The 26645-nt window shown below is 39.2% G+C and carries 17 protein-coding genes and 1 pseudogene; 5 read left to right on the top strand and 13 right to left on the bottom strand.

Annotation, left to right across the window (positions count from 1 at the left end; all coding sequences use genetic code 11):
• Positions 1-15: 15 nt before the first annotated feature.
• The 7 genes from ABVT42_RS06220 to ABVT42_RS06190 all read right to left on the bottom strand — a co-directional run bounded on the left by ABVT42_RS06220 (position 16) and on the right by ABVT42_RS06190 (position 15299).
• Positions 16-1275, bottom strand: a complete 1260-nt coding sequence (locus tag ABVT42_RS06220; RefSeq protein WP_353896193.1) for a bifunctional folylpolyglutamate synthase/dihydrofolate synthase — start codon at positions 1273-1275, stop codon at positions 16-18.
• 164 nt (positions 1276-1439) lie between these two features.
• Positions 1440-4025: a bifunctional aconitate hydratase 2/2-methylisocitrate dehydratase gene (gene acnB / locus ABVT42_RS06215; RefSeq protein WP_353896194.1), complete on the bottom strand. Its 2586-nt coding sequence runs from the start codon at positions 4023-4025 to the stop codon at positions 1440-1442.
• Between the two features lie 326 nt (positions 4026-4351).
• Positions 4352-6973: a phosphoenolpyruvate carboxylase gene (gene ppc / locus ABVT42_RS06210; protein WP_353896195.1), complete on the bottom strand. Its 2622-nt coding sequence runs from the start codon at positions 6971-6973 to the stop codon at positions 4352-4354.
• 383 nt (positions 6974-7356) lie between these two features.
• Complete coding sequence (locus tag ABVT42_RS06205) at positions 7357-10491, bottom strand: TonB-dependent receptor domain-containing protein (RefSeq protein WP_353896196.1); 3135 nt, start codon at positions 10489-10491, stop codon at positions 7357-7359.
• A 605-nt stretch (positions 10492-11096) separates the two neighbouring features.
• A complete protein-coding gene (locus tag ABVT42_RS06200) occupies positions 11097-11930 on the bottom strand; it encodes an SDR family oxidoreductase (protein ID WP_353896197.1) in 834 nt (277 codons plus the stop codon).
• Positions 11931-12045: 115 nt separating this feature from the next.
• A complete protein-coding gene (locus tag ABVT42_RS06195; protein WP_353896198.1) occupies positions 12046-14586 on the bottom strand; it encodes a DNA polymerase II in 2541 nt (846 codons plus the stop codon).
• Positions 14583-15299, bottom strand: a complete 717-nt coding sequence (locus ABVT42_RS06190) for a YceH family protein (protein WP_353896199.1) — start codon at positions 15297-15299, stop codon at positions 14583-14585. Before ABVT42_RS06190 ends, ABVT42_RS06195 begins: the two co-directional genes overlap by 4 nt.
• Positions 15300-15882: 583 nt before the next feature.
• On the opposite strand from ABVT42_RS06190, the gene ABVT42_RS06185 reads away from it, so the two are divergent.
• Together ABVT42_RS06185 and ABVT42_RS06180 are read left to right on the top strand one after the other, a co-directional pair.
• Positions 15883-16812 (top strand): exopolyphosphatase, encoded by a 930-nt coding sequence (locus tag ABVT42_RS06185; RefSeq protein WP_353896200.1) that lies wholly within the window; start codon positions 15883-15885, stop codon positions 16810-16812.
• A gap of 449 nt (positions 16813-17261) precedes the next feature.
• Complete coding sequence (locus tag ABVT42_RS06180; protein ID WP_353896201.1) at positions 17262-17681, top strand: hypothetical protein; 420 nt, start codon at positions 17262-17264, stop codon at positions 17679-17681.
• 146 nt (positions 17682-17827) lie between these two features.
• Here the strand turns inward: ABVT42_RS06180 and ABVT42_RS06175 are convergent, their stop codons facing one another.
• The 5 genes from ABVT42_RS06175 to ABVT42_RS06155 all read right to left on the bottom strand — a co-directional run bounded on the left by ABVT42_RS06175 (position 17828) and on the right by ABVT42_RS06155 (position 22070).
• Positions 17828-18121 (bottom strand): hypothetical protein, encoded by a 294-nt coding sequence (locus tag ABVT42_RS06175; protein WP_353896202.1) that lies wholly within the window; start codon positions 18119-18121, stop codon positions 17828-17830.
• A gap of 159 nt (positions 18122-18280) precedes the next feature.
• Positions 18281-19042, bottom strand: a complete 762-nt coding sequence (gene tsaB / locus ABVT42_RS06170; protein ID WP_353896203.1) for a tRNA (adenosine(37)-N6)-threonylcarbamoyltransferase complex dimerization subunit type 1 TsaB — start codon at positions 19040-19042, stop codon at positions 18281-18283.
• Positions 19043-19066: 24 nt separating this feature from the next.
• A complete protein-coding gene (locus tag ABVT42_RS06165; RefSeq protein WP_353896204.1) occupies positions 19067-21067 on the bottom strand; it encodes an ATP-dependent DNA helicase in 2001 nt (666 codons plus the stop codon).
• Positions 21064-21531, bottom strand: a complete 468-nt coding sequence (locus ABVT42_RS06160) for a hypothetical protein (RefSeq protein ID WP_353896205.1) — start codon at positions 21529-21531, stop codon at positions 21064-21066. The genes ABVT42_RS06165 and ABVT42_RS06160 overlap by 4 nt, the downstream gene beginning before the upstream one ends.
• A 209-nt stretch (positions 21532-21740) precedes the next feature.
• Entirely contained in the window at positions 21741-22070 is a 330-nt protein-coding gene (locus ABVT42_RS06155; protein ID WP_353896206.1) for a hypothetical protein, read from the bottom strand.
• A gap of 375 nt (positions 22071-22445) precedes the next feature.
• Here ABVT42_RS06155 and lon point away from each other — a divergent pair, with 375 nt between their 5' ends.
• A complete protein-coding gene (gene lon / locus ABVT42_RS06150; RefSeq protein ID WP_353896207.1) occupies positions 22446-24812 on the top strand; it encodes an endopeptidase La in 2367 nt (788 codons plus the stop codon).
• Positions 24813-24944: 132 nt separating this feature from the next.
• Here lon and ABVT42_RS22450 read toward each other — a convergent pair whose 3' ends face one another.
• Positions 24945-25241, bottom strand: coding sequence for an RHS repeat domain-containing protein (locus ABVT42_RS22450; protein ID WP_367023525.1), 297 nt, complete (start codon positions 25239-25241; stop codon positions 24945-24947).
• Positions 25242-25249: 8 nt separating this feature from the next.
• On the opposite strand from ABVT42_RS22450, the pseudogene ABVT42_RS06140 reads away from it, so the two are divergent.
• Positions 25250-25517, top strand: a pseudogene (locus ABVT42_RS06140) (transposase); the annotation flags it as partial.
• Between the two features lie 604 nt (positions 25518-26121).
• Complete coding sequence (locus tag ABVT42_RS06135; protein WP_367023524.1) at positions 26122-26631, top strand: helix-turn-helix domain-containing protein; 510 nt, start codon at positions 26122-26124, stop codon at positions 26629-26631.
• Positions 26632-26645: the final 14 nt, after the last annotated feature.

Raw genomic sequence — 26645 nt, 5'->3', positions numbered from 1 at the left:
TTTTTTAATCTGATTTTATTCAACCTTGCTAAAATATTTTATCATATCTGCAACAGTAATGAATGAACCAAATACCAGAACTAAATCGTTTTTATCTGCCTGAGTTAAAACCATCTGATAGGCTTCGGCCACACTTTGGGCACGATTAGCACGCTCTTGCATATGGTGCTTTACGTAAAGCGCATATAAATCTTTTGATGAAATAGCTCTTGGTAAATTTAAATCACAAAAAATCCATTGATGAATAAAAGGATCTAAGACCTGCAAAACTTCGGCGATAGCCTTGTCAGCCATCATTCCACAAATTGCGAAAATTCTGCCCGCCGGTAGTTCACCTGATTGACGGCTTAAATTCAATTGACTCAGTAGCCTGGTTACCGCCTGTGGATTATGTGCTACGTCGACAAGAGTTGTAATTCCATTAGAAATTCTTTGAAAACGCCCTTGAATTTTTATTTTAGGTAAAAAGTCACTAAGACTGCTATTTTTATCGGCAAATAACAACTCAAAAGCCTGCTTAGCTAACATAACATTTTGCGCGAGTAATTGAAAAGGATTGAATTGCGAATTATCAATCTGCAACTGCTCTTGTTCGTTCGGCGTAGAAACAAGTTGTAACTGCTGATATTGGCTTTCTTTAATGTGACACACCTGCCTTACCAAGTCGAAGGTTGGCTGATCACCAATTAACGCTTGGCAATTGTGTTTAATAATTCCGGCTTTTTCGGTCGCAATTTCAAATAAAGTACTTCCTAGCCAAGCAGTATGATCTTTAGCAACCGTGGTTATTACCGATACATTAGAAGAAACCAAATTAACTGCATCTAATCGACCACCAAGACCGACTTCTAAAACCAGTAACGCTGTTTGCGGATACTGAAATTTAACAATCCACAATGCAGCAAGTGTGGTGAATTCAAAAAAAGTTAGCGCGACATTCAGCGATTGCCGAACTAATTCAATTTTCTCAAATGCAGTGACTAATTGTTCATCACTGACGTCATCACCGTCGATTCTAATGCGCTCATTAAATCTGATTAAATGCGGCGAAGTATAACAAGCAACCGCTAAATGATTAATTCTGGCAAGTGCTTCTAATGCTGCGACAACACTACCTTTACCATTAGTGCCACCAACAATAATCACTTTAGCCTGTTGTTGCTTAACGTCGAGTTTTTCTGCAACTAGATTAATTCTTTCAAGCCCCAGCTCTATTTCCTCTGGATGAAAACTCTCAATGTGGGTAAGCCATTGTTGTAAACTGCGCTGGGACATTTTTTAGACCAAATTTAAAAAGAATTTAGAGATGATAATTCAAGCTTAATTTTATTTAGGCTTTAATTGAATAGCATATGATAATCAAAATTGAACCAATAAAAAAGCACTCTACTGAGTGCTTTTTTGGGAGAGTGATACAATTCAAATTACAAAACAGAATATCACTTCACGTAAACTTTATTCTCTACAGGAATTGTCACTTGCGAAGCTGATTTTTTAAATTCTTCAATTTCATGGAAGTTCAAATAACGATAAACTTCGTCAGCCATTGTATCGAGATCTTTAGCAAAGCTCATATATTCTTCAACCGAAGGTAATTTGCCCAAAATTGACGATACAGCTGCTAACTCTGCTGATGCCAAATACACGTTTGCACCGTTACCTAATCGATTAGGGAAGTTACGGGTCGAAGTTGATACCACCGTTGAATTAGCCGCTACTCGAGCTTGATTACCCATACATAATGAACAACCAGGCATTTCTGTACGCGCTCCAGCTGTCGCAAAAATATTATAATAGCCTTCTTGCATTAATTGGTATTCATCCATTTTAGTCGGCGGTGCAATCCATAAACGAGTCGGAATTGAATCTGTTTTTTGTAATAGTTTACCTGCAGCACGATAGTGACCAATGTTAGTCATACAGCTACCAATAAATACTTCATCAATTTTATCGCCCTGCACTTCAGATAATGGCTTAATATCATCAGGATCATTTGGACAAGCTAACAACGGCTCTTTAATTTCGTTAAGATCGATTTCGATAATTTTAGCGTATTCAGCGTCAGCATCAGCCTCCATTAACTCTGGATTGGCCAGCCATTTTTCCATATTTTCAATACGTCGGCTAATGGTACGCGGATCGCCATACCCTTCTTTTATCATCCACTTCAACATGGTGATATTAGAAGTAATATATTCAATAATTGGCTCTTTATCTAACTTGATTGTACAACCCGCAGCACTTCTTTCTGCTGACGCATCAGATAACTCAAATGCCTGTTCAACTTTTAAGTGAGGTAGTCCTTCAATTTCCAGAATTCGACCAGAGAAAATATTCTTTTTGCCTTTTTTCTCAACAGTCAACAAGCCCTCTTGAATCGCAGCATAAGGAATAGCATTAACCAAGTCACGCAGAGTCACTCCAGGCTGCATCTTTCCTTTAAAACGAACCAAAACAGACTCGGGAACATCTAATGGCATAACACCTGTTGCCGCAGCAAACGCCACCAACCCTGATCCGGCAGGAAAAGAAATACCAATTGGGAATCGAGTATGCGAATCACCACCTGTTCCGACAGTATCAGGTAGTAACATACGGTTTAACCAGCTATGAATGATACCATCACCAGGACGCAGAGAAACCCCACCACGACTCATGATAAAATCAGGCAGTGTATGCTGAGTGTCAATATCGATAGGTTTTGGATAAGCGGCGGTATGACAGAAAGACTGCATGGTTAAATCCGCTGAGAAACCTAAACAGGCTAAATCTTTTAACTCATCTCGAGTCATAGGACCGGTGGTATCTTGCGATCCAACCGTTGTCATCATTGGCTCACAATACTGTCCCGGACGTACCCCTGGCAAATTACATGCTTTACCAAGCATTTTTTGCGCTAAAGTAAAGCCTTTACCTGAATCATTAACAACCGCTGGTTGACGGAAGAAATCAGCTGCTGGCAGATTTAAAAACTCTCTGGCTTTAGCGGTCAACCCACGTCCAATAATCATAGCAATACGCCCGCCAGCTTGAACTTCATCCAAAATAACATCTGTTTTTAATTCAAACTCTGCGATGGTTTTGCCCGCTTTTTCAATTTTGCCTGCATAGGGAAAAATATCAATCACATCACCCATTTCTAAGTCAGATACGTCAACTTCGATTGGTAAAGCTCCCGCATCTTCCATGGTATTAAAAAATATTGGCGCTATTTTTCCACCTAAGCAAAAACCACCACCACGTTTATTTGGAATATGAGGAATATCATCTCCCGTTAACCAAAGAACCGAGTTGGTCGCTGATTTTCGAGATGAACCAGTTCCTACTACATCTCCAACATATGCCACAGGATGGCCTTTCTTTTTCAACTCTTCGATAGTTTCCAGCGGATTACCTGCCAAACCTTCGCGCGGATTTTTTAACATTGCAAGTGCGTGTAAAGGAATGTCAGGTCTTGACCATGCATCTTGTGCGGGTGATAAATCATCAGTATTGGTCTCACCAGGCACTTTGAAAACAGTCAGAGTAATTTTTTCTGACAGAGGCTGTTTTTGTTTAAACCATTCAGCATCAGCCCAGCTTTGAATAACTTCTTGTGCTTGTTGATTGCCAGCTTTGGCCTTATCGGCAACATCATGAAATGCATCAAACATGAGCAGCGTATGTTTTAATTCGGCCCCTGCACTTTCAGCAAGTTCATCAGAATCTAGCAACTCAACTAATGTTGCAATGTTATAACCACCTAACATAGTACCCAGTAATCGCACCGCTTCTTTTTTGTCAACAATTGGAGAACTGGTTTCGCCTTTTGCGATTGCACTTAAAAATGCTGCTTTAACGTAGGCTGCTTCATCAACACCGGCAGGGACTCGATTAGCTAACAAATCAAGCAAAAATGCTTCTTCGTCAGCAGGAGGATTTTTGATTAGTTCGACTAATTCAGCCATTTGCTCGGCTGATAAGGGTTTTGGGACAATGCCTAATTCGGCTCTTTCTTGCACATGTTCTCGGTATGCTTTTAACACTCTATCAATCCTCGTAATTGATGAAATTGTAATAACAGAAGTGGTTAATAAAGTTAATTGTGACGCAATCAACTGACGACTTCGGATTTACAATTAAAGACTAGTTGAATTGGCGCGGATTATACAGATTTTTGAACAAATAATAAATCGCCAAAAGCTATCAATAAGTTAACAAATTTAATGCATTATATTGGCTCTATATAATTATTTTCTTTTGTTCAACATTTTAATTGTTATTGATTCGTTAAAATAAAAATGCTGCCCAAATAATCGCAGCATTTTTATCAATTAGAAAATCTCGCCAAATTAAACAGATTTTCGCTGATCTACCCGGTATTGCGCATTCCAATTGCGATACCAGTAATGGTCACCATCATTGCTCGTTCCAAGGTCGCATTAGGAGTTTGCTCATCAGTTTGACGAATTCTATCAAGCAGTTCTATTTGCAAATAATGAAGGGGTTGCAAATAAGCTGCTCGAATATTCATCGAGTTCCGCCCTTGTGGATCTTTATCCATAATACTTTGCTGCCCCGTTAGACGCAGCAATGAAGCAATACTTTTCTTAAGCTCCTCTCGTAAAGTCTCACCAAAATGCTTCAATGAATCAGGAACCAACCTTGCGTCATATGCTTCGCTGATACGATAATCGGCTTTATGAAACACCATATCAAGCATTGATAAACGCGAATTGTAAAATGGCCAGTTTTTATACATCTCCTCAACAATATGAGGGTCACTCTCATCATTGACTTGGTCTATCGCTTGCATGACACCTAACCAGGAAGGTAAAACCAATCGAGTTTGAGCCCAGGCAAAAATCCAGGGTATAGCACGTAAACTTTCAATTCCGCCACTGGGTTTGCGTTTGGAAGGACGACTGCCCAACGGTAACTTGCCCAGTTCTTGTTCAGGGGTAGCTACACGAAAATAAGGGACAAAATCAGGGGTATTACGCACAATATTTCGATAATTATCTCGCCCTAACGCCGCCATTTTAGTAATCATTTCACGCCACTCGGGCTTTGGCTTTGGTGGAGGAAATAATATCGCACCAATTATGGCGCTAGCATAAACACCTAGACTGCGTTTGGCCAGAAGCGGCATACCAAATTTATAGCGTATAGTTTCACCTTGCTCTGTCACTCTAAAACCTCCATCGAGAGATCCAGGTGGTTGAGAATGAATCGCAGCATGAGTTGGTAGTCCACCACGCCCTATTGTTCCGCCACGACCATGAAACAAGGTTAAGGTACAATCAAACTCGCTCGCCAACTCAACTAAGGCCTCTTGAGATTCATATTGCGCCCAACCAGCCGCAAGTGCGCCGGCATCCTTGGCTGAATCAGAATAACCAATCATCACATATTGATGACCTTTGATATAACCACGATACCAGTCAATGGATAGCAATTTACGCATTACTGCTGGAGAATTATTTAAATCATCCAGTGTTTCAAATAACGGCGCCACTGGCATTGGCCAGTCTACACCACACTCTTTGAGCAATAATTGTACAGCCAGTACATCAGATGGCTCACTCGCCATTGAAATAATATATATACCAAATCCATGACGGCTGTGTTGCGCGACAACTTTGCATGTATCTAAAACTTCCAGAATTTCAGCCGAAGCTTCCCAGTGCAGCGGAAACAACGGTCGCTTAGAATTTAATTCACGCAATAAAAAGGCTTGTTTATCGGCTTCACTCCATTGTGCGTAGTCACCTAAACCTAGATAACGAGTTAATTCAGAGAAAACATCAGCATGGCGCTCCGAGTCTTGACGTACATCGAGACGCAATAAATGCACTCCAAAGCATTGCGCTCGACGGATAGTATCGAGTAATAAACCATTTGCAGTGACCTGCATACCACAATCACACAATGACTTATAACACAGGATTAATGGCTCAAGTAATTCTTCGTTGTCACTCAACCATACACTCTGATCTACCGGATTTCCCGCTAAATATTCTGCGATACCATCTCGTGTAATCGCGCAGCGGTTTGCCAATGGTCGAAGCATTGCCCGATATGGCTCAAGTGCATCCCCAACTTTGGCTCGAAGTTCGGCATTACAGTCAAACATCGAAAGTTCAACTTGTAGTTTATCAAGATCAATTGCAAATAATTTTGCCGCTCGCTTGCGTGCACGTAACAACACCTGTTCGGTCACTTTAGCCGTTACAAATGGATTGCCATCTCTATCTCCGCCCATCCAAGAGCTAAACTGAATTGGAGCGGCGCTAAGAGGTAAATTAATCTGATAATCCTGCACGAGCCGACTGTCTAACTCACGCAGAAAGTCTGGTACAGCTTCCCAGAGTGAGTTTTCAATAACTGAAAATCCCCAGCGCGCCTCATCGACAGGCGTCGGTCTGATTGAGCGAATTTCTTCGGTATGCCAGGCTTGACTGATTAAATCAGCAATACGCGTGGCCAACTGCTCCTTTTCAATATCACTCAGTAATCGCTGATTCATTGATTGCAAACATAAAGCCAGCTCTTTATGTTTATGAATCAGAGTACGCCGCGTCACTTCTGTTGGATGCGCAGTCAATACCAGATCAATATTAAGTTTTGCAACCGCCTCTTGCACTTTATCCGCAGTGAGTTGGGCCTTATCTAAATGCGTAAATAATGCATCGATTGTTGCGTCAGTGTTCATAACACTGTTGTATTCTTGTTCTGCGATATTACCAAGATTGAGAAACTGAGCAAATGCCCGCCCAACAGTAAGTAAATCACTATCAGACATTTCGGTGAAAATTCTTTTTAAATTTTTGCTGCTTGACTCGTCCCCGCGATAAGAAGATCGACCGTCCTTACGAATCGTTTCGATACGGTCCAACCATTCTTGACCAAGCTGAGATTTTATCGTTTGACCCAGCACTTTTCCGAGGTAGCGAACGGTGTCTTTTAATTCGGCATCGTAATGTGATGGCATGGCTTCCTCCTGATTGAAAGGCGTCCACCTTACTTGCTCAGGTGAGGTTTGTCTAACGTCTTTAAGTTATAAATTATGCCAATTTGGTCAGTAATTCAAACTAACTCTTACGGAAATTTAGCTTTTAAGCTTGCTCGAAGGGCATCGTTAGAAACAACTTACTCTTAATCGGTTAAAAGCAACCGAATCCAAGTGAAGCAAGTTATCAATTTTTAACCTGACTAAAATTCAAACAGAAAAATCATCAAGTAAGGTAAGTATAAAAAGATAAGCAATGTTAATAAGTGTGGTAGCAACAAGGTCAGTGTAAAAACACCGACCTTGTGAAGATGATTAAGTGAATATTAAATCTGAGTTAATATCCCCTTATCAAATACCACTGATTAAAAATGGTAAGATGCATTTAAGAAATAGGTTTGGCCAAACTGATCGTAGCCTGAAGAAGTCACTCGATTAGCTCGGTTAGAACCAGCCCCCATGTTAATCAATGGTGGTTGTTTGTCGAGCAGGTTATTAACCCCGAAACTTAAACGCAGATCTTCCTGAGTCCAAGTCACCGATGCATCAAGATAAAAAGCAGAACCCGCTTCACAAATAGGTTGTACGCGTGGACGTGAACCATCAGATAAAACTAATTCTGCACTCTCAACAAACTCGTCACAGCGAATAGTTGTCGAAATCGTATCATTGGCATGAGTGGCAGATAAATATCGACCAGTTAATAACACAGACCAATCACCCGAAGTTAATTGTAGATTTGAAACCAGTCGATGCTTAGGATTTCCAAAGTCTTCCAGTAAATCTTCTTTTACACCCAGCAAAGTAACTTCTCTATCCGTCATTTGCGTATACTGATTTGTCCAATTTAATGAAACAGGTAATCCCAGTACATCTTCGAAATCTTTGGCATAGTCAATATTAATATCAAACCCTTTTGAGGTTTCTAGTCCAAGATTCAAATATGAAGAATCAACAACGGTGATGAAATTCAGTGAAGGCAATCTCCCGGGGTTATTTCTAGTCACGCGATCACAAAATGGACTTGTTAAATTTGGCGCATCGTTATAACAACGCGTCATAATTTGAGCAGCATCAGGAATACGAACAGTGTCCTTAACTTCAATATCAAAGAAAGTAACCGCAAAGTTTAATTTGAAGTCGCCATCCCAGTCGGGAGTCAATTTAATCGAATAGTTAAAGTTATCGGATGTTTCTGCTTGTAATTCACTATTACCACCGACTTCAACTGGAATATTCAGAATACCATTTAAACCTAAAGAGGTAAAATCAGCGCCACTTGCGGTACAGTTATCTTTCACAATCTGTGGGCGATTATCTAAGGCTTCATTATAGACTCCCCCAGCACTTGCATCACCAGGAACAGCGCAAGGATCGCTTGCTCCACTTACACCTTGAAATTGATCTGCAAGGAATTGCTCACGTAAGTTTGGCGCACGGAATGACGAACCAAACGATGCGGATACCATCACCCAATCAACTGGTTTGTAAGTTATACGAGCACGCTCAGTCAGTTCACTCCCAAAATTAGATTCATCGGTATAACGCACTGCGGCTTCAAACTCTAATAAATCAGCCCAGTCACTATTAGTGATAATTGGTAATGAAATTTCAGCATAAGCACTGCTCACATCACGGCTACCAAAGGTAGGTCCTTCTGTTAGTGGATTTTCGGCTGCGTTACCACCAGTAGCGCCCAAATAATCTACTGCGGACCAAATATCGTCTTTACGATATTCGATACCAAATGCTGAAACTGCGGTTCCACCCGAAGAGAAATCAAACAAGTCACCGGTCATGTAAGCATTAAACATGGCTTGTTCAACAACGGTGCGGTTAGTTCGCGTGGCAACCAAATAATCTCTTTCGGCCTGAGTGGCAAATGTGCCACCATTGCGTTGCCCAACATTAAAAATACTTGGTGCAAACCAGTTAACGGGAACACACTGCATTAGCGACAGAATCCCGCCAAAGTCAGCTGTTTGTCCGTTAATACCACACACAGGATTACCATCAACATCTAAACGCAGCGTTTCTTGAGAAAGGAATAAATGTTCTTCATGCAAAACTGGTTGAGACTGATGCCCCATACCACGGTCGTAAGAAGCAAACATTTCATAATTCCAATTATTCTCGCTAGCAAATGGAAGATCGCCACGTAAGCCTACGACAAAACGCACATGATCTAGCTCTACTTTTCGGCGTTGACTCAAATCGTCAATGGTGACAATAGGCATTGCATCAGCGGTAAATGGATTTAGCGGGTTATCCACTAAATCTAAACTACCATCAGGATTACGTACCAGATTGCCATCGGCATCTTCATGGGGAATCATTCCCGCGACAGTCGGGATTTGTTGCTCTGAGGCAGCTTGGTTAGTTAAATGGCGATGAAAATAATAAGCCTCATAAAACATTTCTTCATTGCCACCGAATAGATCGAGCGCATAAGTGCCATTCGCAGCGACAGTAAAACGTTTTACAGGCTGAACCAAATCTGCATTATATCGATCCCATTGGTCATGATAATCTGGATTATAAACGAACCGATTACGCATAGACCCTTCAATCAGTACCTCATCATAAGGTGGTACAGGTAATCCAAATCCAGAACTAAAATCGGTTACACCTATATCAGTTGAACCTGGCGTATAGAATGAGAAAATATCGTGAGGATTATCAGAGAAGTTTAATACTACGTTATTAAAAAAACGGTTACGACATGGATCATAAATATTGCCGTCTTCGTCTCTGACACGCATTTTAATACATTCTTCTGCACGTTGTCCGACAGTAACTTTTTCACGGTCATAATAAGACATAGAGAAGACAAAATTTGATTTCTCACTTTCATGTCCAGTGACAAATGAAATTTGTTTGACACCACCGCCGCCATCTTTGGTACTGGTAACATTTGCTGCGATTTCTGCGCCGTCATAACCACGTTTCATAATAACGTTAACAACACCAGCTACCGCATCGGCACCATAAACCGAAGATGCGCCTTCAGTAATAATTTCAATTCTTTCAACCATGTTTAATGGTAAAAGATTTAAGTCTGGTTGTGATGGTGCGCCTCTTACTCCCGATGCACCTAGTCGTCGACCATTGACCAGAATCAGTGTTCTTTCTGGTCCAAGTCCACGTAAACCGATATTGGAAGATCCAACCCCACCTACTGGCGGTGCTTCGGAGGCGTTTGAGTTACCTGCGTTTGAGTTATAAGTGCCATCGAGTTGTTGTCCACCAGCCATTGAGGTGCGCTGCAACAAATCAGCAACACTGTTAATACCAGACTTAACCGCATCAGAAATATTTAAGACCTGAACCGGTGCAGCCTGATCAAACTCTGCTTTTTGCAGTCTTGATCCCGTAATGGTAACTCGCTGCTCATCTTCGGCTGAATCTTCTGTATCTGAATTTTCAGCAGCAAAAGCCGCTTGCGACATTGCGAGCGAAAGTGCAGAGAGCGTAAATAAAAATTTAGAGTGCTTTTTCATAGTCGGTACATCTCCATATTTATATTATTGTTTTGTACACAAATATAATTCTATTAATAAAAATTAACAGTTCGATTGCAAAGCACACTACTAAAAAAAACAAACCAAACACACACAAGAATCCCTACGGAAGCCTGCATTTCATGCGTTAAAAAGCATATTGGTTTAAAAGATTAATAACATAGATTTAAGCAAATTTTTTAAGTCCCCGTGATCTTGGATTTGATCCTTATTGTTCTATATTGCGTCACAAACATTATTATTTTTTAGTAGCGTGTGATGTTTTTGCAAGGCAATAATAGCCTCATCTAAATAAAATAAACAAGCTCGAAATGGAAAAAAAATTTCATTTGAGTATATTTTTCAAAAAATAAAACAGTTTTTTCGTTAAAGACTATTTTATTTTAAGATAATTATTAAAACACCTTTAGAATTTTATTGATGAACTTTTAAACCAAAAATATTGATCCAACAATCATTTTAAAACGATTTTAGAATATCAATTTTCTTGTTAAAGCGTTTGGAAGGAACATTAAAATAACTTGTTTTACTTTTTATATCAAAATGCAATATTTGAATAATAAGGTAGCATCGCTACCTTGCTTTTAACCTTTTGCTAATATGCTATCGAGCCATTTGGCAGGAATAATTCTTTTTAAGACATTAAATAAATGTGTCGGAAAAGTTATTCGGTATCTTACTTTAGGACGGTCACTTTCTAATGCATGAATTAAAGACGTAACGACCGCTTCGGGCTCTAAACAAAACCGGTGTACTTTTTCTGTATCTTCAAGTCGCGCCAGTTGCTGCAAATAATTCTCATAATGAATACTAGATTGCCAATCAATATTAGATTTAAATTTAAATGCGCCATTTTTTCTAAATGCGGAACGAATAGGTCCTGGCTCTAAAATCGAAATTTTGATTGGTGTATCTTTTAACTCAAGACGCAGCGTGTCGGTTAATCCTTCCAACGCATATTTTGAAGCATTGTAAGCTCCGCGATATGGCATACATATAAATCCCAACACAGAACTGTTTTGCACAATTCGCCCATATCCCTGTTCGCGCATAACTTTTAGTACTAAGCGAGTCAAATGATGCCATCCAAAAAAATTCGCTTCAAACTGTTCCCGTAATATTTCCGTTGGTAAATCTTCGATAGCACCGGGTTGACCATACGCACCATTGTTAAACAAATAGTCCAGTCTACCTCCGGTAATATTAAGCACCTCAGTTAAACCTTGTTCAATACTATTTTGCTGACTTAAATCCAAATGTACACAAGTGATCCCCAATGATTCAAGTAGAGGTTTATCTTTAAGTTGTTTAACTGATGCAAACACCTGATAACCTCTTTCATGTAAAATTTTTGCTGCACAAAAACCAATACCAGTTGAACAACCGGTAATTAAAATTGTTTTCTTTTGTTGACTCATAAAGTTAATTCTTAATCGATTAGTAAATAATAATTGTTAAAGAAAAATTTAAAATCCCAATGACGCTACGCAGTAAAAGGAAAAATAAGCTGTTAAATAGCGTGTTGATATGAACTTACTCATCAAACAACCCTAATTGAGATTTTATAATCTGTGCAAAAGATAATCCTGTAAATGGTAAAATACCATCAGCGACTGGTTCGATTTGTTTATCGATATAATGCTGATAGTCAATTGAGGACTTTTGATACTCAACTGGCTCAGGGCCGTTAAGTGTCATCACATAAGCAATTATCCCACGGTTTTGATAATTTAGCGGCTTGTTCAGTCGTTTGTTTTCAGCATCCGCCATGCGCGCCGCTTTCACATGAGGTGGAATATTCTTTTGATAGGCAGCCAGCGGCCTCCCCAGTCGTTTGCGATAAACCAGTTGTTCGTCATATTGACCATTCAATATTTCCTCTACCCGCCGACGGATAAATTCACAAGGATCTTTATCTGAAAATAAGAGTTGATAAAGTTCGCGTTGAAACATTTTGGCTAACTCAGTCCAATCACTTCTGACATTTTCTAAACCTTTAAAAACCAGTTCAGTCTTATTGGCTATATTTTTTAAACCTGCGTAACGTTTTTTGCTCCCTTTCTCAGATCCACGAATGGTTGGCATTAAAAATCGCGTAAAGTGTGATTCAAATTCTATCTCAAGATAACAAGCCAACTGATAATCTTCAGCAAGATGTTGCCGCCAGAGTTGGTTGATAGTTTGCGCTATTTGGTGACCAATATCCTGTGCCTGTTGATTACTGACTGTGTTACCTAACAATACAAAGGTTGAATCAGTATCCCCATAAATCACAGCAAATCCTAAATCACGAATCCATTGTGCGGTTTGCTTCATGATGGCATGCCCGCGTAAAGTAATTGAACTGGCTAGTCGACTATCATAAAAAGCACATCCACCCGATCCAAGCACGCCATAAAAAGAATTCATTAAAATTTTAATAGCTTGTGATCGCGCCAAATCTTTCTCAGCTTTGGCAATATCACGTTGCGACCAAAGGTGTTCGATCAACTTTGGTAAAATATTTTTATCTCGTGAAAAACAGGCACCTCGAAATCCTTCAATCGCATCTGCTGGTTCTTTAAGACCAGCAATCAAACCAAGCGGATCAATTTTAAATGTGCGAATAATTGATGGATATAGACTTTTATAGTCTAAAACCAATACTTGTTGATAAAGCCCCGGCTTAGAGTCCATTACATAACCACCAGGACTCATTAGTCCACCACTGTCAGGTAGGTTTGGAGAAACATAACCATAACGATGTAAACGAGGCAAATATAAATGAGTGAATGCAGCGACAGAGCCACCAGCACGATCAAGTTCAAGCCCAGTCAATTGGCTTCTAAAAATCAAAAACTCTAACAGCCTTGTTTGCGCAAAAATCTCCCAAACTAAAATACAATCCTGTAAATTATATTCAGCTAGTTTTATTTTATTAAACTTAAAGTTATAAACAATTTCATCAAGTCGATCATTGGCATTTTCAGTTTTTTTACCAACACCTAAAAAGTGTTGTGCCATTGATTCAAGAGAAAAGCTTGGAAAAAAATAGGCCTCTGCTTTCAAAGCAGTAATTCCATCAATAACTTTTCTGCCAGGTAGCTGAATATAACCCTGTCCTTTATCAACCCGACTTTCAATCCATTGAAAATGACACTTACCTCGACCAATGCGCAACTGTAAATTGTGATGTTTTGCCCTTCGGGCTAATAAACGAAAGTCAAAGTCTATAACATTCCAGCCAATAATAATGTCAGGATCAATTTGCTGTATCGTTGCTTCGAGCGTTAAAAGAATATCTTTTTCGCTAGTAACCCAGTCAATATAGTTAATTTCTTTTAAACATTCATCTAGCGGATCTTTTTGTTGATTGTTTGCTCGAATATCAGTTTTAGATTTTGGTTGAAGATTTAATTGAAACTCTGCTGTTTCTTGTTCACCACGCATGATGACTTTTTTATAAGTCAACGAGTTAGAAATGGCCTCATTAAGCATATCAGTCGGATTATCGACAGATTGGGTAATACCAACTTTACTGCCAGCATATAATCCAACACTGTATAACTCACCTGACGGTGAACATTCAATATCAAGCGATAATACACGTAATTCTGGCTGGTAATCTGTCGGTTTTATTTTCGCATTTTCGATGGTAACGACATCGTTATGCAAACTTTCATAACCGATAAATTCAATTCCGGCATTTATAAAGCGCTCCATTAAGAAGCGCTCGGTTAAACGAATGTTGGCTTCATATAATTGAATTGAATTTTCGCTTAGTAAATCTCTCGCTTTAAAACTGTCACTGATATTTTTAAAATAAATACCGGCAATCTGTTGCTCAGCAAAATTATACATGCTAAGTGGACGAATGCTATACCAGAAATTTTGGGTTTTAAATAACTGTTTAACCGCTAAAAAATTACTTTGCTCAATAAAAAAGACAGGCTGTTCATCTGTGATTTTTAGTTTTACCCGCTGTGTGTCAGTTACCACCCATAGTTCAATAATAGCTTGCTGAGCCTGATCAAAACTATGCCGACTTATGATAAAACCTTTGCCCGAAAACGGCTGTAAATTACCCTGAGTCATTCAAAAGAAGAAAGTTTTTCTTGTAACTCTTCTACCATTAAAGTCAATAATTCAACTTGTTCTTCGAGCTGACTTATACGAGCGTTTAATACCGCACTGGTCGTTGCTGATTCGGCAGATTCCGGTTGTACTTCATTGACACTCACCGACAACGATTGGCCATCGGAAAGCGCAGATTGAGTCTTAGTTGCTGGTACCGGCATATCACTAAAACAATGCTGATAGCGCGATTCACGTCGACCAGGCTCTCTAGGTAACTGGCAAATAATGGGATCAGACTGCTCTGTTAATTGAGTCAATAACGCTTCAACTTCGCTAACTTGAGAAAATTGGCAAAGTCTAGCCGTACGTGTTCGCAACTCACCTGGCGTTTGAGGCCCTCTGAGCAGTAACACGCAAATAATTCCTAACTGTTGTGCGGTCAACTGCAAATCGCTAAATTCAGTATTACAAAAACGATGCTGATACTTTGCAACTCGACTGGATGCACCAGCCTGTTTTATGACCAATCGTTTTTCAAGTAGTTGTTCTATCGTATCTTGCACCTGGGCTTCACTCAAACTCATTACAGGCTCTCGATTACTTTTTTGGTTGCAGGCGTTGGTTAATGCATTAAGCGATAAAGGATACAAATCAGGCGTAGTAATGGATTTTTCAATCAAGCAACCAATTACCCTTTGTTCTACTGCCGTCAATTCAACTCTTTTAACCATGTTTATCATTTACTCTTAGATTAGGCGCATATTAATCGAAAATTTTAGCTCAACTTGGTGTATCTAGAAACCACCCATGAGCAAACCGCCGTAAAAATATCAAATCGCATAATTTAGCAGACAGCTAAAACAATATGCTGATAACAATGAAATTTATTTTCTGGCTATTTTTTATTCAAAAAAATTAAGAAAAAATTCGATATATTTATTAATCAGCATAATATTTTTTATTCTTTTTAGCTATTTAAAATGTTGATTTAGATTACTAATCGCCATTGATTTTTTAATATTCGTCAACTTTTTCTAGAACTTAAGCAAGAGCATCCATATCAATAGCACAATACGAGCAAAAACAACTCTCGTGTTTGTATCCAAAGTATGCGCTAGCTGGCGTTTGAAATGACATAACGATTGACCAGCCTCTCACAAAACAAGTAAAAAGCTAAAATTCTCTCATTGTGATATTAAATCACTGAACGACTCATTTGAACTTTGACTATACTTAACTCAATGAATCCCAACCCCTATAACTTGTCTGTAGACATTATATCGTTTACAAAATAATGGCTTGAAGGAGATTTTAATGAGTGGTGATAAGTTTCGCCTGATAACACGCAGCGATTTTGATGGCCTGGTATGCGCTGTTCTTCTGAAACACCTCGACATGATCGATGATATACTATTTGTTCACCCTAAAGATATGCAGGATGGAAAAGTCGAAGTAACTGCAAAAGATATATCAACAAACCTACCTTATGTCCCTGGTGTTCATCTAGCATTCGATCATCATTTCTCTGAAACGCTGCGTAATGAACAAATGGATAATCATATCATCGATCCCGATGCGCCTTCGGCAGCTAGAGTAGTTTGGCAACATTATGGCGGACTAAAAGCTTTTCCCAGTGTATGGCGTGAAATGATGGAAGCGGTTGACCGCGGTGATTCAGCACAGTTTAATCAACAACAAGTACTCGAACCTAAAGGTTGGGATTTACTAAATTTTCTAATGGATGCCCGTACCGGCTTAGGTCGATTTCGAGAGTTTCGCATATCTAACTATAACTTGATGATGGATTTAATCGACTATTGTAAATACCACACTATTGATGAAATTATGCAACTACCTGATGTTGCCGAGCGAATAAAACTCTATGAACAACAACGACCACTATTTGAAGCACAATTAAAACGATGTGCCCACGTTTATAATAATCTGGTGGTGCTCGATTTACGCGAAGAAGAAGTCATTCATGCCGGTAACCGATTTGTTATTTATGCACTCTACCCACAGGTTAATATTTCTATTCATGTAATGTGGGGTTTCCAAAAGCAAAATACTGTTTTTGCGACAGGAAAATCTATTTTCAATAAAACATCTCAAACGAATGTCGGTGAATTAATGCTAAAGTATGGCGGTGGTGGTCATGAAGCCGCAGGCACCTGTCAGGTTGCACATGAGCATGCGGAAAAAACGTTGAATGAATTGATTCAGCAAATCACTGTCGACGGGTAATCTACACTTATAGACTTATCATTAGCTCGTCGAGATAAATATAAAATCTCATATGAATATTAATGGGATCAGTCTCCAAAATCAACGACTGGTCCTTTAAGTTTATGTTTAAGCCTTAACTCAAACAGGCCTAATTAAGATCATCCAATAAAATTGCTCTTACTTAATTTTTAAATCAATTAGACTAGCCGCATTGAATATAATTTATATTTACCTCAACTATTTACCCCTAACTATTTATCAAAATACGGGTAAAATTTAACATCTCTTTTTTAAGACTATTAGAATTTTGTGAGTATTATTCGATTAATAGTATGAATTCAATCTTTAGAGTAAAAAATCTATCTCAAAACTTTATTAAAATTAAAATAATTTTCCGTAAATTAATCAGGTTTGTTATTCTTTGATCTAGCGCAAGATTAACTCAATTAAGCTGACAGGGAAAGCCCATGCCATTCTCCATTATCTCAAAAATTATCTTCACCATTCAAGGAGTCACGATAGTCATTTTATTTTTCTGTCTGTTTTATATCAATACATCGCAACCCATGTTAAAAAATGAAACACTCAGTATAGAAGCTGAAAATACTCTTCAGGTATTAGACAAACAACACCACCAACTAAATTTAAGCAATAAAAGCATCGAAGAATTTCAACTTGAATTTATTACAGACAATCAACTACGCAATACCTTTCGAGAATATTCATTCAATCAAAATATCAATACTACATCTTCTAGTGAGACGAAAAAAGAAAATCAGCGTTTTCCTCATAAAAAGACCAATTCATTACCCAAACCAAAAGACTCAACATCTGGGACTCGTTTTGCCACTCATCCAGCCCAAAACTATGAACAATATTTAAATTGAGCGCACGCTAGTTATTACTATCGTAAGGATGAAATTACTAATAAAGCGTACTTGCTAAAATTACTTATTTCACTGATTGGATACTATTATTTACATTAAATATTCAGTTTATCTGGCACTATAAACTGACTCGCCCAATAGTATTATCAAGCAAATAAACTGATACTGAAAAGTTGGTTGACTTCATCCCGCTGAATAATTTGCTGATTATTTTGATATTGTTGAATCGGTGGCTGGCTGGCAAAACCACGTTCGAGGGTATCAAACTGATTTCGATTTTCTATAGTCTGAATGTATTGCTGTGAGTTTCCGGCTCGTTCAATTCTTTGGTAAATATCCGAAGCATCATTTTTTGAAGGTGCGTTGCTCTCATCGTTAACCGCAGCTCGATTAACCACTTCACTTTTAGTGGTGACTTCTACCTGCAAATTATTACGCAAATTACCCCTAGAAGGCGAATCCACGTAAGTTTGGCTAACCGAATTAATCACGTATCTAAACCTTTGTTAAAAAAGGATATTAACTTAGCTGGACCGAAATAAATAAATATTGAATATATACAGATGAATTTACCCAATGTTTAACTGCTTAAGTATAGCTTATTTTTCAACCGATTTTTTAATAGCGACATTATTTCTCAAATATACCGGTTGAAGTTGTTCGGCAACGAGTTCATTTTGTTGTTTTAAAGCCTCTAGTGCCAATGGAAAACTAGCGCTTGCTTTCGGAAAATTAGATTTAGCCGGAGCCCAGGCAAAAGTAACTTTGTCTTGATTTAAATGGCCTATCGTTAAATCATGCCGATCAAAAAGTTCAGCATAAGATTGCCAGCCACTGCCAATTGTATATAATGTCGCCGTTGTTGTACTCTGTTGTTGCAAATAAATTTTTGACAACAACTCTTTAATATCAATCTGTTGTGGAGAAATAACTACTTCGTCATGATAAATACGTGGTAACGAATTTTCATCAGCTTGATAAACCGCAAAATACACTTCCTGCATCCTCGCATCAATTGCCGTAAACACCATTTCTGCGGCTTGCTCTAATATGACCTGTTGCGCCATGTTTGCCAGACTGGAAACAGGAATAACCGGTAAATCAGCACCTTCTGCTAAGCCTTGCGCCACCGAAACCCCTATTCGAATCCCTGTAAATGCGCCAGGTCCGACAGTACATACCATGCCATCAAGCTGACTTAACGATAATTGTGCATTGGCTAACAGCGATTCGACGGCAGGTAATAAGCGCCTGGCATGTTCTCGAGGAGCGACAGCAAATTCTTCTAATACTTCGCCTTGATTATATAAGGCAACTGAAAATGCTTCGGTAGAGGTATCTATACTGATAAGGCGCGACATAAAGGTTTAGTTACAATCAGGTAGTTAACAATCAATTGAGTCCATTATATCAGTCAAAAATTCAATCACCAATTGAGGATCGCGTGTTCGACGCATATTGGGCAAACTGTTCACAAAGACTTCTCCGTATGACTTACCCACCAATCGTGTATCACAAAGACAAACAACCCCCCTATCTCGAACACTGCGTATTAAGCGTCCCACCCCCTGCTTTAGAGTTAATACCGCTTCTGGAATTTGCAAATCATAGAAAGGATTTCCGCCCATTTCCCGACAACGCACCATTTTAGCATTCAAAATTGGATCATCTGGTGGCGCAAAAGGTAGCTTATCGATAATCACTAAAACCAGGCTATCTCCTGCGACATCAACCCCCTCCCAAAAACTCCCTGTTGCCAACAGTAAGCTATTGGGCATTGCTACAAACTGTTCAAGTAAAGCCTGTTTACTCCCTTCTCCCTGCACCAGACATTCAAACTCGGTATGCTCACGCAACAGTTCCGCCCCTGTTTTAAGTGCCCGATGGCTGGTAAATAAAATAAAGGTACGACCTCGTATCGTTTCCAATATGGGCATGATTGCCTGCATCGAATAGTAGGTATGATTAGTGTCGCGAGTGGATGGTAAGCCTCTCGGTACATATAGCAAAGACTGACGCTGATAATCAAATGAAGAAGGCAACATGAGTGTTTTTATTGACTCCCAACCCAGCGCATCAATAAAGTGATTAAATTGATTGTTAACCGTCAAGGTTGCCGAAGTTAAAATCCAACTTGAATGTCGATAACGTTGTCTGGATTGTTGAAAAAATCGTGCCACATCAAGCGGCGTAGAATGCAATCGAAAACCACTTTTAGCTGTTTCAAACCAATTGATTCTCACTTCATTGTCTTTAGGTGCGAACTCTGTTTCTCCTTCAGCAGAGATCACCGCCATATTTTCAATTGGTAATCCATCGAAATGATTAAAATAATGCATCACCTCTATAAAGTACTGCAAGCGTTCAAAACACGACTCAAGGACTTTTGTTCGAGTAGAATTAACTTTAACCACATTGTATAGCTCATTGATTTTTATATATAATTCTCTATATTTTTTCTTGAGCACAGCGTTTGGTTGCCAATCATCTTTAATATCATATTCGGGTAGTGCCAAACGAAAAGCCTTCACTTCAACGGCTAACGTTTGCGCAGCCAGCATTAAATCTCGACAATCTGTCACCTGAGTCCGATATTCCAGTTCAAGTTCACGACAAAGCTCAGTCAATTGACGACTAGATAATACACTGCCATAAAATTGATAGGCAGTTTTAACCAGATGATGGGCCTCATCAATAACAAAAATATCTGTATCAGGCAGTAACTCGCCAAATCCGTCTTCTTTTAAAACTAAATCGGCAAGTAATATATGGTGGTTAACAACTAGCACTTTTGCCTGGCGAGCTTTTTCTCTGGCTTTAGCTAAATAACATTTTTCGAAAAAAGGACAATCCTGTCCAAGACAATTATCGGCAGTGCTCGTGATATAACTGATTAATGGCGAATTCTCAGGTAAATCTGACAGCTCATTCAAGTCTCCAGCGATAGTTTTATCTCGCCACTGAGTAACTATGCCTAAATGTTTAACCGCAGTAGGATCTGGTAGACGCCCAGCCGCCAAAGTTGATTCAAGGCGATATTCACACAAATAGTTAGCTCGGCCTTTTAAAAGCGCTGTTTGCGGGGATATATTGAGTATTTTATAAACTGCTGGCAAGTCACGTTTATAAAGCTGATCCTGCAAATTCTTTGTGCCGGTCGAAATAACCACTTGCTTACCCGATAGTAAAGCAGGAACCAAATAAGCAAAGGTTTTACCTACACCAGTGCCAGCTTCTACCAGTAAATTGTGACATTCATAGATGGCCTGATTAACGGCAACAGCCATCTGCTGTTGTTCTTTGCGAACTTTAAAATGGGGGTTAACGGAAGCAAACGGGCCAGTATCGCCAAGAATTTCTTCAACCGCATTATCTGATAAGTTCAAGTTTCACTGGTCCAAACTAAATCGCCGATAGCTTTATATTTTGCTACAGTCATCGAGCCTCGTTTGTCTTTTGGGCTATCTGCAATCTCTTTTTCTATGATCTGGCGATCAACTTTGAATATTTGCGTCGGTTGATAATCTGCATCATATATCACCATTAACAAAAACTCCCACCCACTTTCAAGGCTCAACTGGCCAAGCTTTTGCCGAGCTTTGCCACCTTTAAAAATCACTCGACCTTTCACTAGATATTTTTCGTTGGAGCCATTTACGTCAACAGCATCAACACCAGACTCACCGTCGAGCTTTTTTAAATTCAGTTTATCAATTGCATCAAATCGTGCCAACTCTGCGGTAACAGGCAAGGCTTGTCCAGTTGAACGCCGATAATCAGCAGCCAAAAGGCGCGTCTGCTCCATTAAAAGCGATATATCGTAAGTATGATGCGATGCCGAATGAGACACGTTAAATCACCAAAAGCTCTTAGTTTAAGTGGGAGATCAATACGAATTCGTCAATATGCCAGAAAAATTATAACTTGTCAGTTGTAGAAAAGACAGTATTGTCAAACCGTGTGTTTTTCATCAAATAATCTACCGACAAAAAAGCGATAAATTGACATTAATAATAACTAACAGATAAAAATTCTCATCCAATTGATGAACGACCGAATTTACACCGTAATATTGATATGAGTAGAAACTGTTTTTTTACCGTGTTCATCATAGGTTGCATCAAGTTCATCATTTAATTCAGGTGCCTGCAGTGATTTGCTTGATTGATTATCAGAATAGTTTTTGTCACTGGTATTAACATTTTTTAAAGTTTGCGTTTTGAGCTTCTTTTTATCTGACTTGTTTTTATTTTTGTTTTTCTCTTTCAATGAATGAACCGCCTGCACTTGTTCAGTCGCTTCGACTTTATTGGCTCCCCCCGTAGATCGCGAAGATGGATTGGCAACCACTCCGCCACTCGGTTTACTGATGTCACCCACATTTACCATAAATTATTCAACCTATTTAAAATCGACAACCGGCTTAATAGCTAATCATCTAAAAGAAGCAACTAATCAGTCTATCATTGAATAGTTTTATTCGGTGCTCAAAGTTAACTTGGCAATTTCAATACTGTAATTTTGGCATACGGCCAATATCGTTTGTCACAACCAGATCGAAAACGTGCTAAAGCAAAAACTCTATAACACTAAACTGGATAATATTTATCCAAACAAGTTTATTGTAAAACAAAGTTTGACCTATCTCAATTAAGAAAACTTGATAAATAAAAATATTACTTGCTAAATTTGAAATATGTTACAAACTAAGTTAACTCAAATAACGATTTGAACTAAACGGTTCATAAGGAATCTATCTCAATTATGGAAGCCTTCAAGCAACCAATTAGAAAGATAAAAACAACTGATGCTGACGGTCATTTTCTTCCAGAAGAAATCTGTTTATTACCGATTAGCGAGCGACCTTTTTTTCCACCACAAACACTGCCAATTTTAATGAATGAAGAAAGTTGGCGTGAAACGATCGAATACATAAATCTTGAACATGACGACATAACGGGTCTAGTACTGGTTAAAAATCCTTTGCCTGAAGATGCCAAGCCAGAAGAGTTCTTTGAAGTAGGTACGCTGGTTAAAATACACCACCCAGTATTATCCTCGGGAAAAGTTCAATTCATCGCCGAAGGTTTACAACGTTTCCGCATAAAAAAATGGATCAAAAAAGAGCCACCTTATATTGTTCGAGTTGAGTATCCCAATGAACCACAATATAAAGAAACCGATGAATTAAAAGCCTACGCTATAGCAATTATTAACACCTTAAAAGAACTGGTACCACTTAATCCTTTATATAGCGAAGAATTAAAGTTTTTTTTAAATCGCTTTGATCCTAATGAACCATCGCAACTTACCGATTTTGCTGCCAGCGTCACTACCGCGACTCGCGATGCCCTGCAAAATGTTTTAGAAACAGTACATTTAAAACGACGCATGGAAAAAGTGTTAGTTTTGATTAAAAAAGAACTTGAAGTTGCTCAGTTACAGCAAGATATTCAAGATCAAGTAGAAGAAACGCTCAGTGAACATCAACGACGATTTTTTCTGCGAGAGCAATTAAAAGCTATTCAAAAAGAACTGGGCATCGCTAAAGATGACAAAACAGCAGATTTAGAACGATTTGAAAAAAATATTTTGCACAAAACCCTACCAGCTACAGCAAAAAAGAAATTCTACGAAGAGTGGGATAAGTTAGGCGTGCTTGAATCTGGTTCACCTGAATACGCAGTCACCCGAAACTATCTTGAGGTGTTTTCCAAACTTCCCTGGGGAATTACCACTCAAGATAATTTAAAATTAAAAGCTGCCAGAGAAGCACTCGACAACGAACATACTGGTCTTGATGATGTTAAGCAGCGCATTATTGAATTTTTAGCATTAGCTTCAATTAAAAATGAATTATCTGGCTCGATACTGTTATTAGTTGGTCCGCCTGGTGTAGGTAAAACATCAATTGGCCGTTCTATTGCTGGCGCACTCAAGCGACAGTTTTTTCGCTTTTCAGTAGGCGGAATGCGCGATGAAGCTGAAATTAAAGGGCATCGGCGAACCTATATTGGTGCGATGCCTGGAAAAATTATTCAGGCGCTTAATGAAACCGGCAGTTCTAACCCGGTTATTATGCTCGACGAAATTGATAAAATTGGTAACAGTTATCAAGGCGACCCTTCTTCTGCATTACTGGAAGTTTTAGATCCCGAGCAAAATAGTCAGTTTTTAGATCACTATCTGGACACTCGCTTTGACTTATCAAAAGTATTATTTATTTGCACAGCCAACCAACTTGACAGTATTCCACAACCGCTACTTGACCGCATGGAGGTTATTCGTCTGAGCGGATATATTCTCGAAGAGAAAATGGCGATTGCGACAAATCATTTGTGGCCTAAAAAGCTAGCAAACGCCGGTATTGGAAAATCAAAAATCCAGTTGTCTAAATCGGCATTAAAAGCATTAATCAATGGCTATGCGCGTGAAGCAGGAGTTAGAAATCTCGACAAATTACTCGCAAAAATAATCAGAAAATGTGCCGTTGAAATAGTCACTGGTCAAAAAAAGCGAATGACGATTACTAACAAAAATCTGGCTGAGTATATAGGTATGCCTGTATTTAGCAAGGAATCACAATTAGCAGGTGTTGGTATTTCGACCGGTCTAGCCTGGACATCATTAGGCGGCGTAACACTTAACATAGAAGCAGCTAGAATTCATGGTAGCTCACGAGGATTTAAATTAACAGGACAACTCGGTAATGTAATGAAAGAATCAGCTGATATTGCTTATAGTTACATTGCTGCGCACTTGAAAAACTATGGGGCTGATCCTAACTTTTTACATAAACAGTATGTTCATTTACATGTTCCTGAAGGAGCGACACCCAAAGATGGTCCCAGTGCTGGAATTACCATGGCAACGGCACTTTTATCACTGGTACTCAACAAAAAGCCTAAAGCAAAATTTGCAATGACAGGTGAATTAACATTAAGTGGAAGTGTTCTGGCAGTAGGTGGCATTCGAGAAAAAGTAATTGCAGCTAAGCGAGAAGGAATTAATCAATTAATATTACCCAAATCTGTTGAGGGCCGATATTCACTTCTACCTGATTATATAAAAAATGGATTACAAGTATATTTCGTTGAACACTATGATGAAGTTTACCGGATCTTGTTTTAATAATAGAGATTTGAATTTAGTGTTTTAGGCAGGTAATTAGAGTCACAATTGAATTTAATCACGACAGTTTTTTAAGGTGGCTTTTGAGTAGTGCTGATATCTTATTTTAGAATAACAGGGTTTTAGAGTTAACTAAAATTTTGAGACTGNACCAGTCACATCAGTCAGGCGGGTTAACCGTCCTTTAACATCATACTCATAGCGCTCTTTGTCTCCCTGAGCATTAGTGACAGACCATAAGCGGTTGTGACGGTCATAGTCATACTGGGTACGCCCACCTGCCGGGTCAGTGTAATCAATCAACCGGCCATTGGCGTTATAGCGGAATATCTCTTTACCACCCCGGCCATTAATACTCGTCGTCGTGCGATTGGCATGGTCGTAGGTAAATCGGTAATCATAATAGCCCTCATCCCCCCACTGATGCACGCAGCGGGCATCTNGAGCTCGATGAACACCTTGGTTATGAGAAAAATAGTAAAAGCCAGTCTAGCAATAGCCGTAATGGCTATTCTTCCAAAACGATTCGAACGGAAGATGGTCAGTTTGAATTAACCCCCCCCCCGAGACCGTCAAGGTAACTTTGAACCGGAATTAGTTAAGAAGCATCAAACGCGCTTTACCTCAATGGATGACAAAATACTCCACCTGTATTCACAAGGTTTAAGTACCCGAGAAATCGTCAAATCCTTTGAAGAAATGTATGNCGGGCCATTGCTATCCCATTCAAAGTGATAGCTATAACCACTTTTTAAGGTCCGCATAATAAACAGGTGATTTTGATAGAGGTATTCTTCGCGTCCATTAGCCGCATCAATCGCTGCGATTAAATCGCTGCTGTCATTGTATTGATAACGGATAGCCGGCTCACCCAGCGCATTGGCCTTACCCGTGGCTCTCACCCATTGACCTGGGGTCACCGAGAGAATATGGCCCACGCCATCACGCTGAATTATCAGGCAACGCTGATTGCTCGCATCAATCCGGCAAAGCCGATGCGATTCATCATAGCGCAGCCATAGGTGGTTACCTAATTCATCATATTGTGCAACCGGTCGCCAATCATTGCCCAGCTTTTTAAATTGCCAGCGAATATTCCCTTTTAAAGTCAGTTGGTATTCCTGCTCATCATAGCAGTATAAGGCCAGTCCTTCGGTTTGCTGATAGCTGGTTTGTTTTATTTGCGGGGTATCAAAGGTAATCTGCTGACCTTCATGGTCAATATAAANCCACCAATGCAAAAATGATCCACTTCACCAATTGAAATCTGATCCAGTTGGTTCACACTGGTGCTTTTTTATGAGGCACCATGATTTCAAAAGAAGAACTCATGAAAATACAGATTTTACATCAACAAGGTTATTCGCAGCGGGCAATCGCTCGAGAATTGGGGATCTCGAGGAATACAGTGAAAAGATATTTAAGACTCGATGTCTCTGAGCCGAAATATCAACCCAGAGGAAAACAACATTCTAAACTGGATAGGTTTAAACCTTATCTTCATTCGCGTATAGCTCAAGCGTCTCCCGTACATTTGTCTGGCGAGGTGTTATTTCGAGAGATACAAGAACTGGGATATACCGGCAGTATTTCATTATTGCGTCACTATTTATTCATGTATCGAGGCCAACCTGATAGCAAACCAGTTATTCGTTTTGAAACGCCAGCCGGCAAACAAATGCAAGTCGACTGGGGACAAATGCGAGGAGGGAAATCTCCTCTTTATGCCTTTGTCGCGGTGCTGGGTTATAGCCGAGCCTTGTTTGTGCACCTGACCGATAGTATGTGTTATGAAACCCTTGAACATTGTCAATTGTAACGCAGTGCAAGCTT

Origin of the sequence: Aliikangiella maris, assembly GCF_040719265.1 — a bacterium.
In the GTDB taxonomy this organism is placed as follows: Bacteria; Pseudomonadota; Gammaproteobacteria; order Enterobacterales; family Kangiellaceae; genus Aliikangiella; species Aliikangiella maris.
This window is presented reverse-complemented; position numbering and strand designations above follow the sequence as displayed.

Bases quoted from the DNA above. Each gene is read 5' to 3' on its own strand.
- ABVT42_RS06220 (WP_353896193.1), bottom strand. From the start codon at position 1,275: ATGTCCCAGCGCAGTTTACAACAATGGCTTACCCACATTGAGAGTTTT.
- ppc (WP_353896195.1), bottom strand. From the start codon at position 6,973: ATGCCATCACATTACGATGCCGAATTAAAAGACACCGTTCGCTACCTC.
- ABVT42_RS06205 (WP_353896196.1), bottom strand. From the start codon at position 10,491: ATGAAAAAGCACTCTAAATTTTTATTTACGCTCTCTGCACTTTCGCTC.
- ABVT42_RS06200 (WP_353896197.1), bottom strand. From the start codon at position 11,930: ATGAGTCAACAAAAGAAAACAATTTTAATTACCGGTTGTTCAACTGGT.
- ABVT42_RS06195 (WP_353896198.1), bottom strand. From the start codon at position 14,586: ATGACTCAGGGTAATTTACAGCCGTTTTCGGGCAAAGGTTTTATCATA.
- ABVT42_RS06190 (WP_353896199.1), bottom strand. From the start codon at position 15,299: ATGGTTAAAAGAGTTGAATTGACGGCAGTAGAACAAAGGGTAATTGGT.
- ABVT42_RS06185 (WP_353896200.1), top strand. From the start codon at position 15,883: ATGAGTGGTGATAAGTTTCGCCTGATAACACGCAGCGATTTTGATGGC.
- ABVT42_RS06180 (WP_353896201.1), top strand. From the start codon at position 17,262: ATGCCATTCTCCATTATCTCAAAAATTATCTTCACCATTCAAGGAGTC.
- tsaB (WP_353896203.1), bottom strand. From the start codon at position 19,042: ATGTCGCGCCTTATCAGTATAGATACCTCTACCGAAGCATTTTCAGTT.
- ABVT42_RS06155 (WP_353896206.1), bottom strand. From the start codon at position 22,070: ATGGTAAATGTGGGTGACATCAGTAAACCGAGTGGCGGAGTGGTTGCC.
- lon (WP_353896207.1), top strand. From the start codon at position 22,446: ATGGAAGCCTTCAAGCAACCAATTAGAAAGATAAAAACAACTGATGCT.
- ABVT42_RS06135 (WP_367023524.1), top strand. From the start codon at position 26,122: ATGATTTCAAAAGAAGAACTCATGAAAATACAGATTTTACATCAACAA.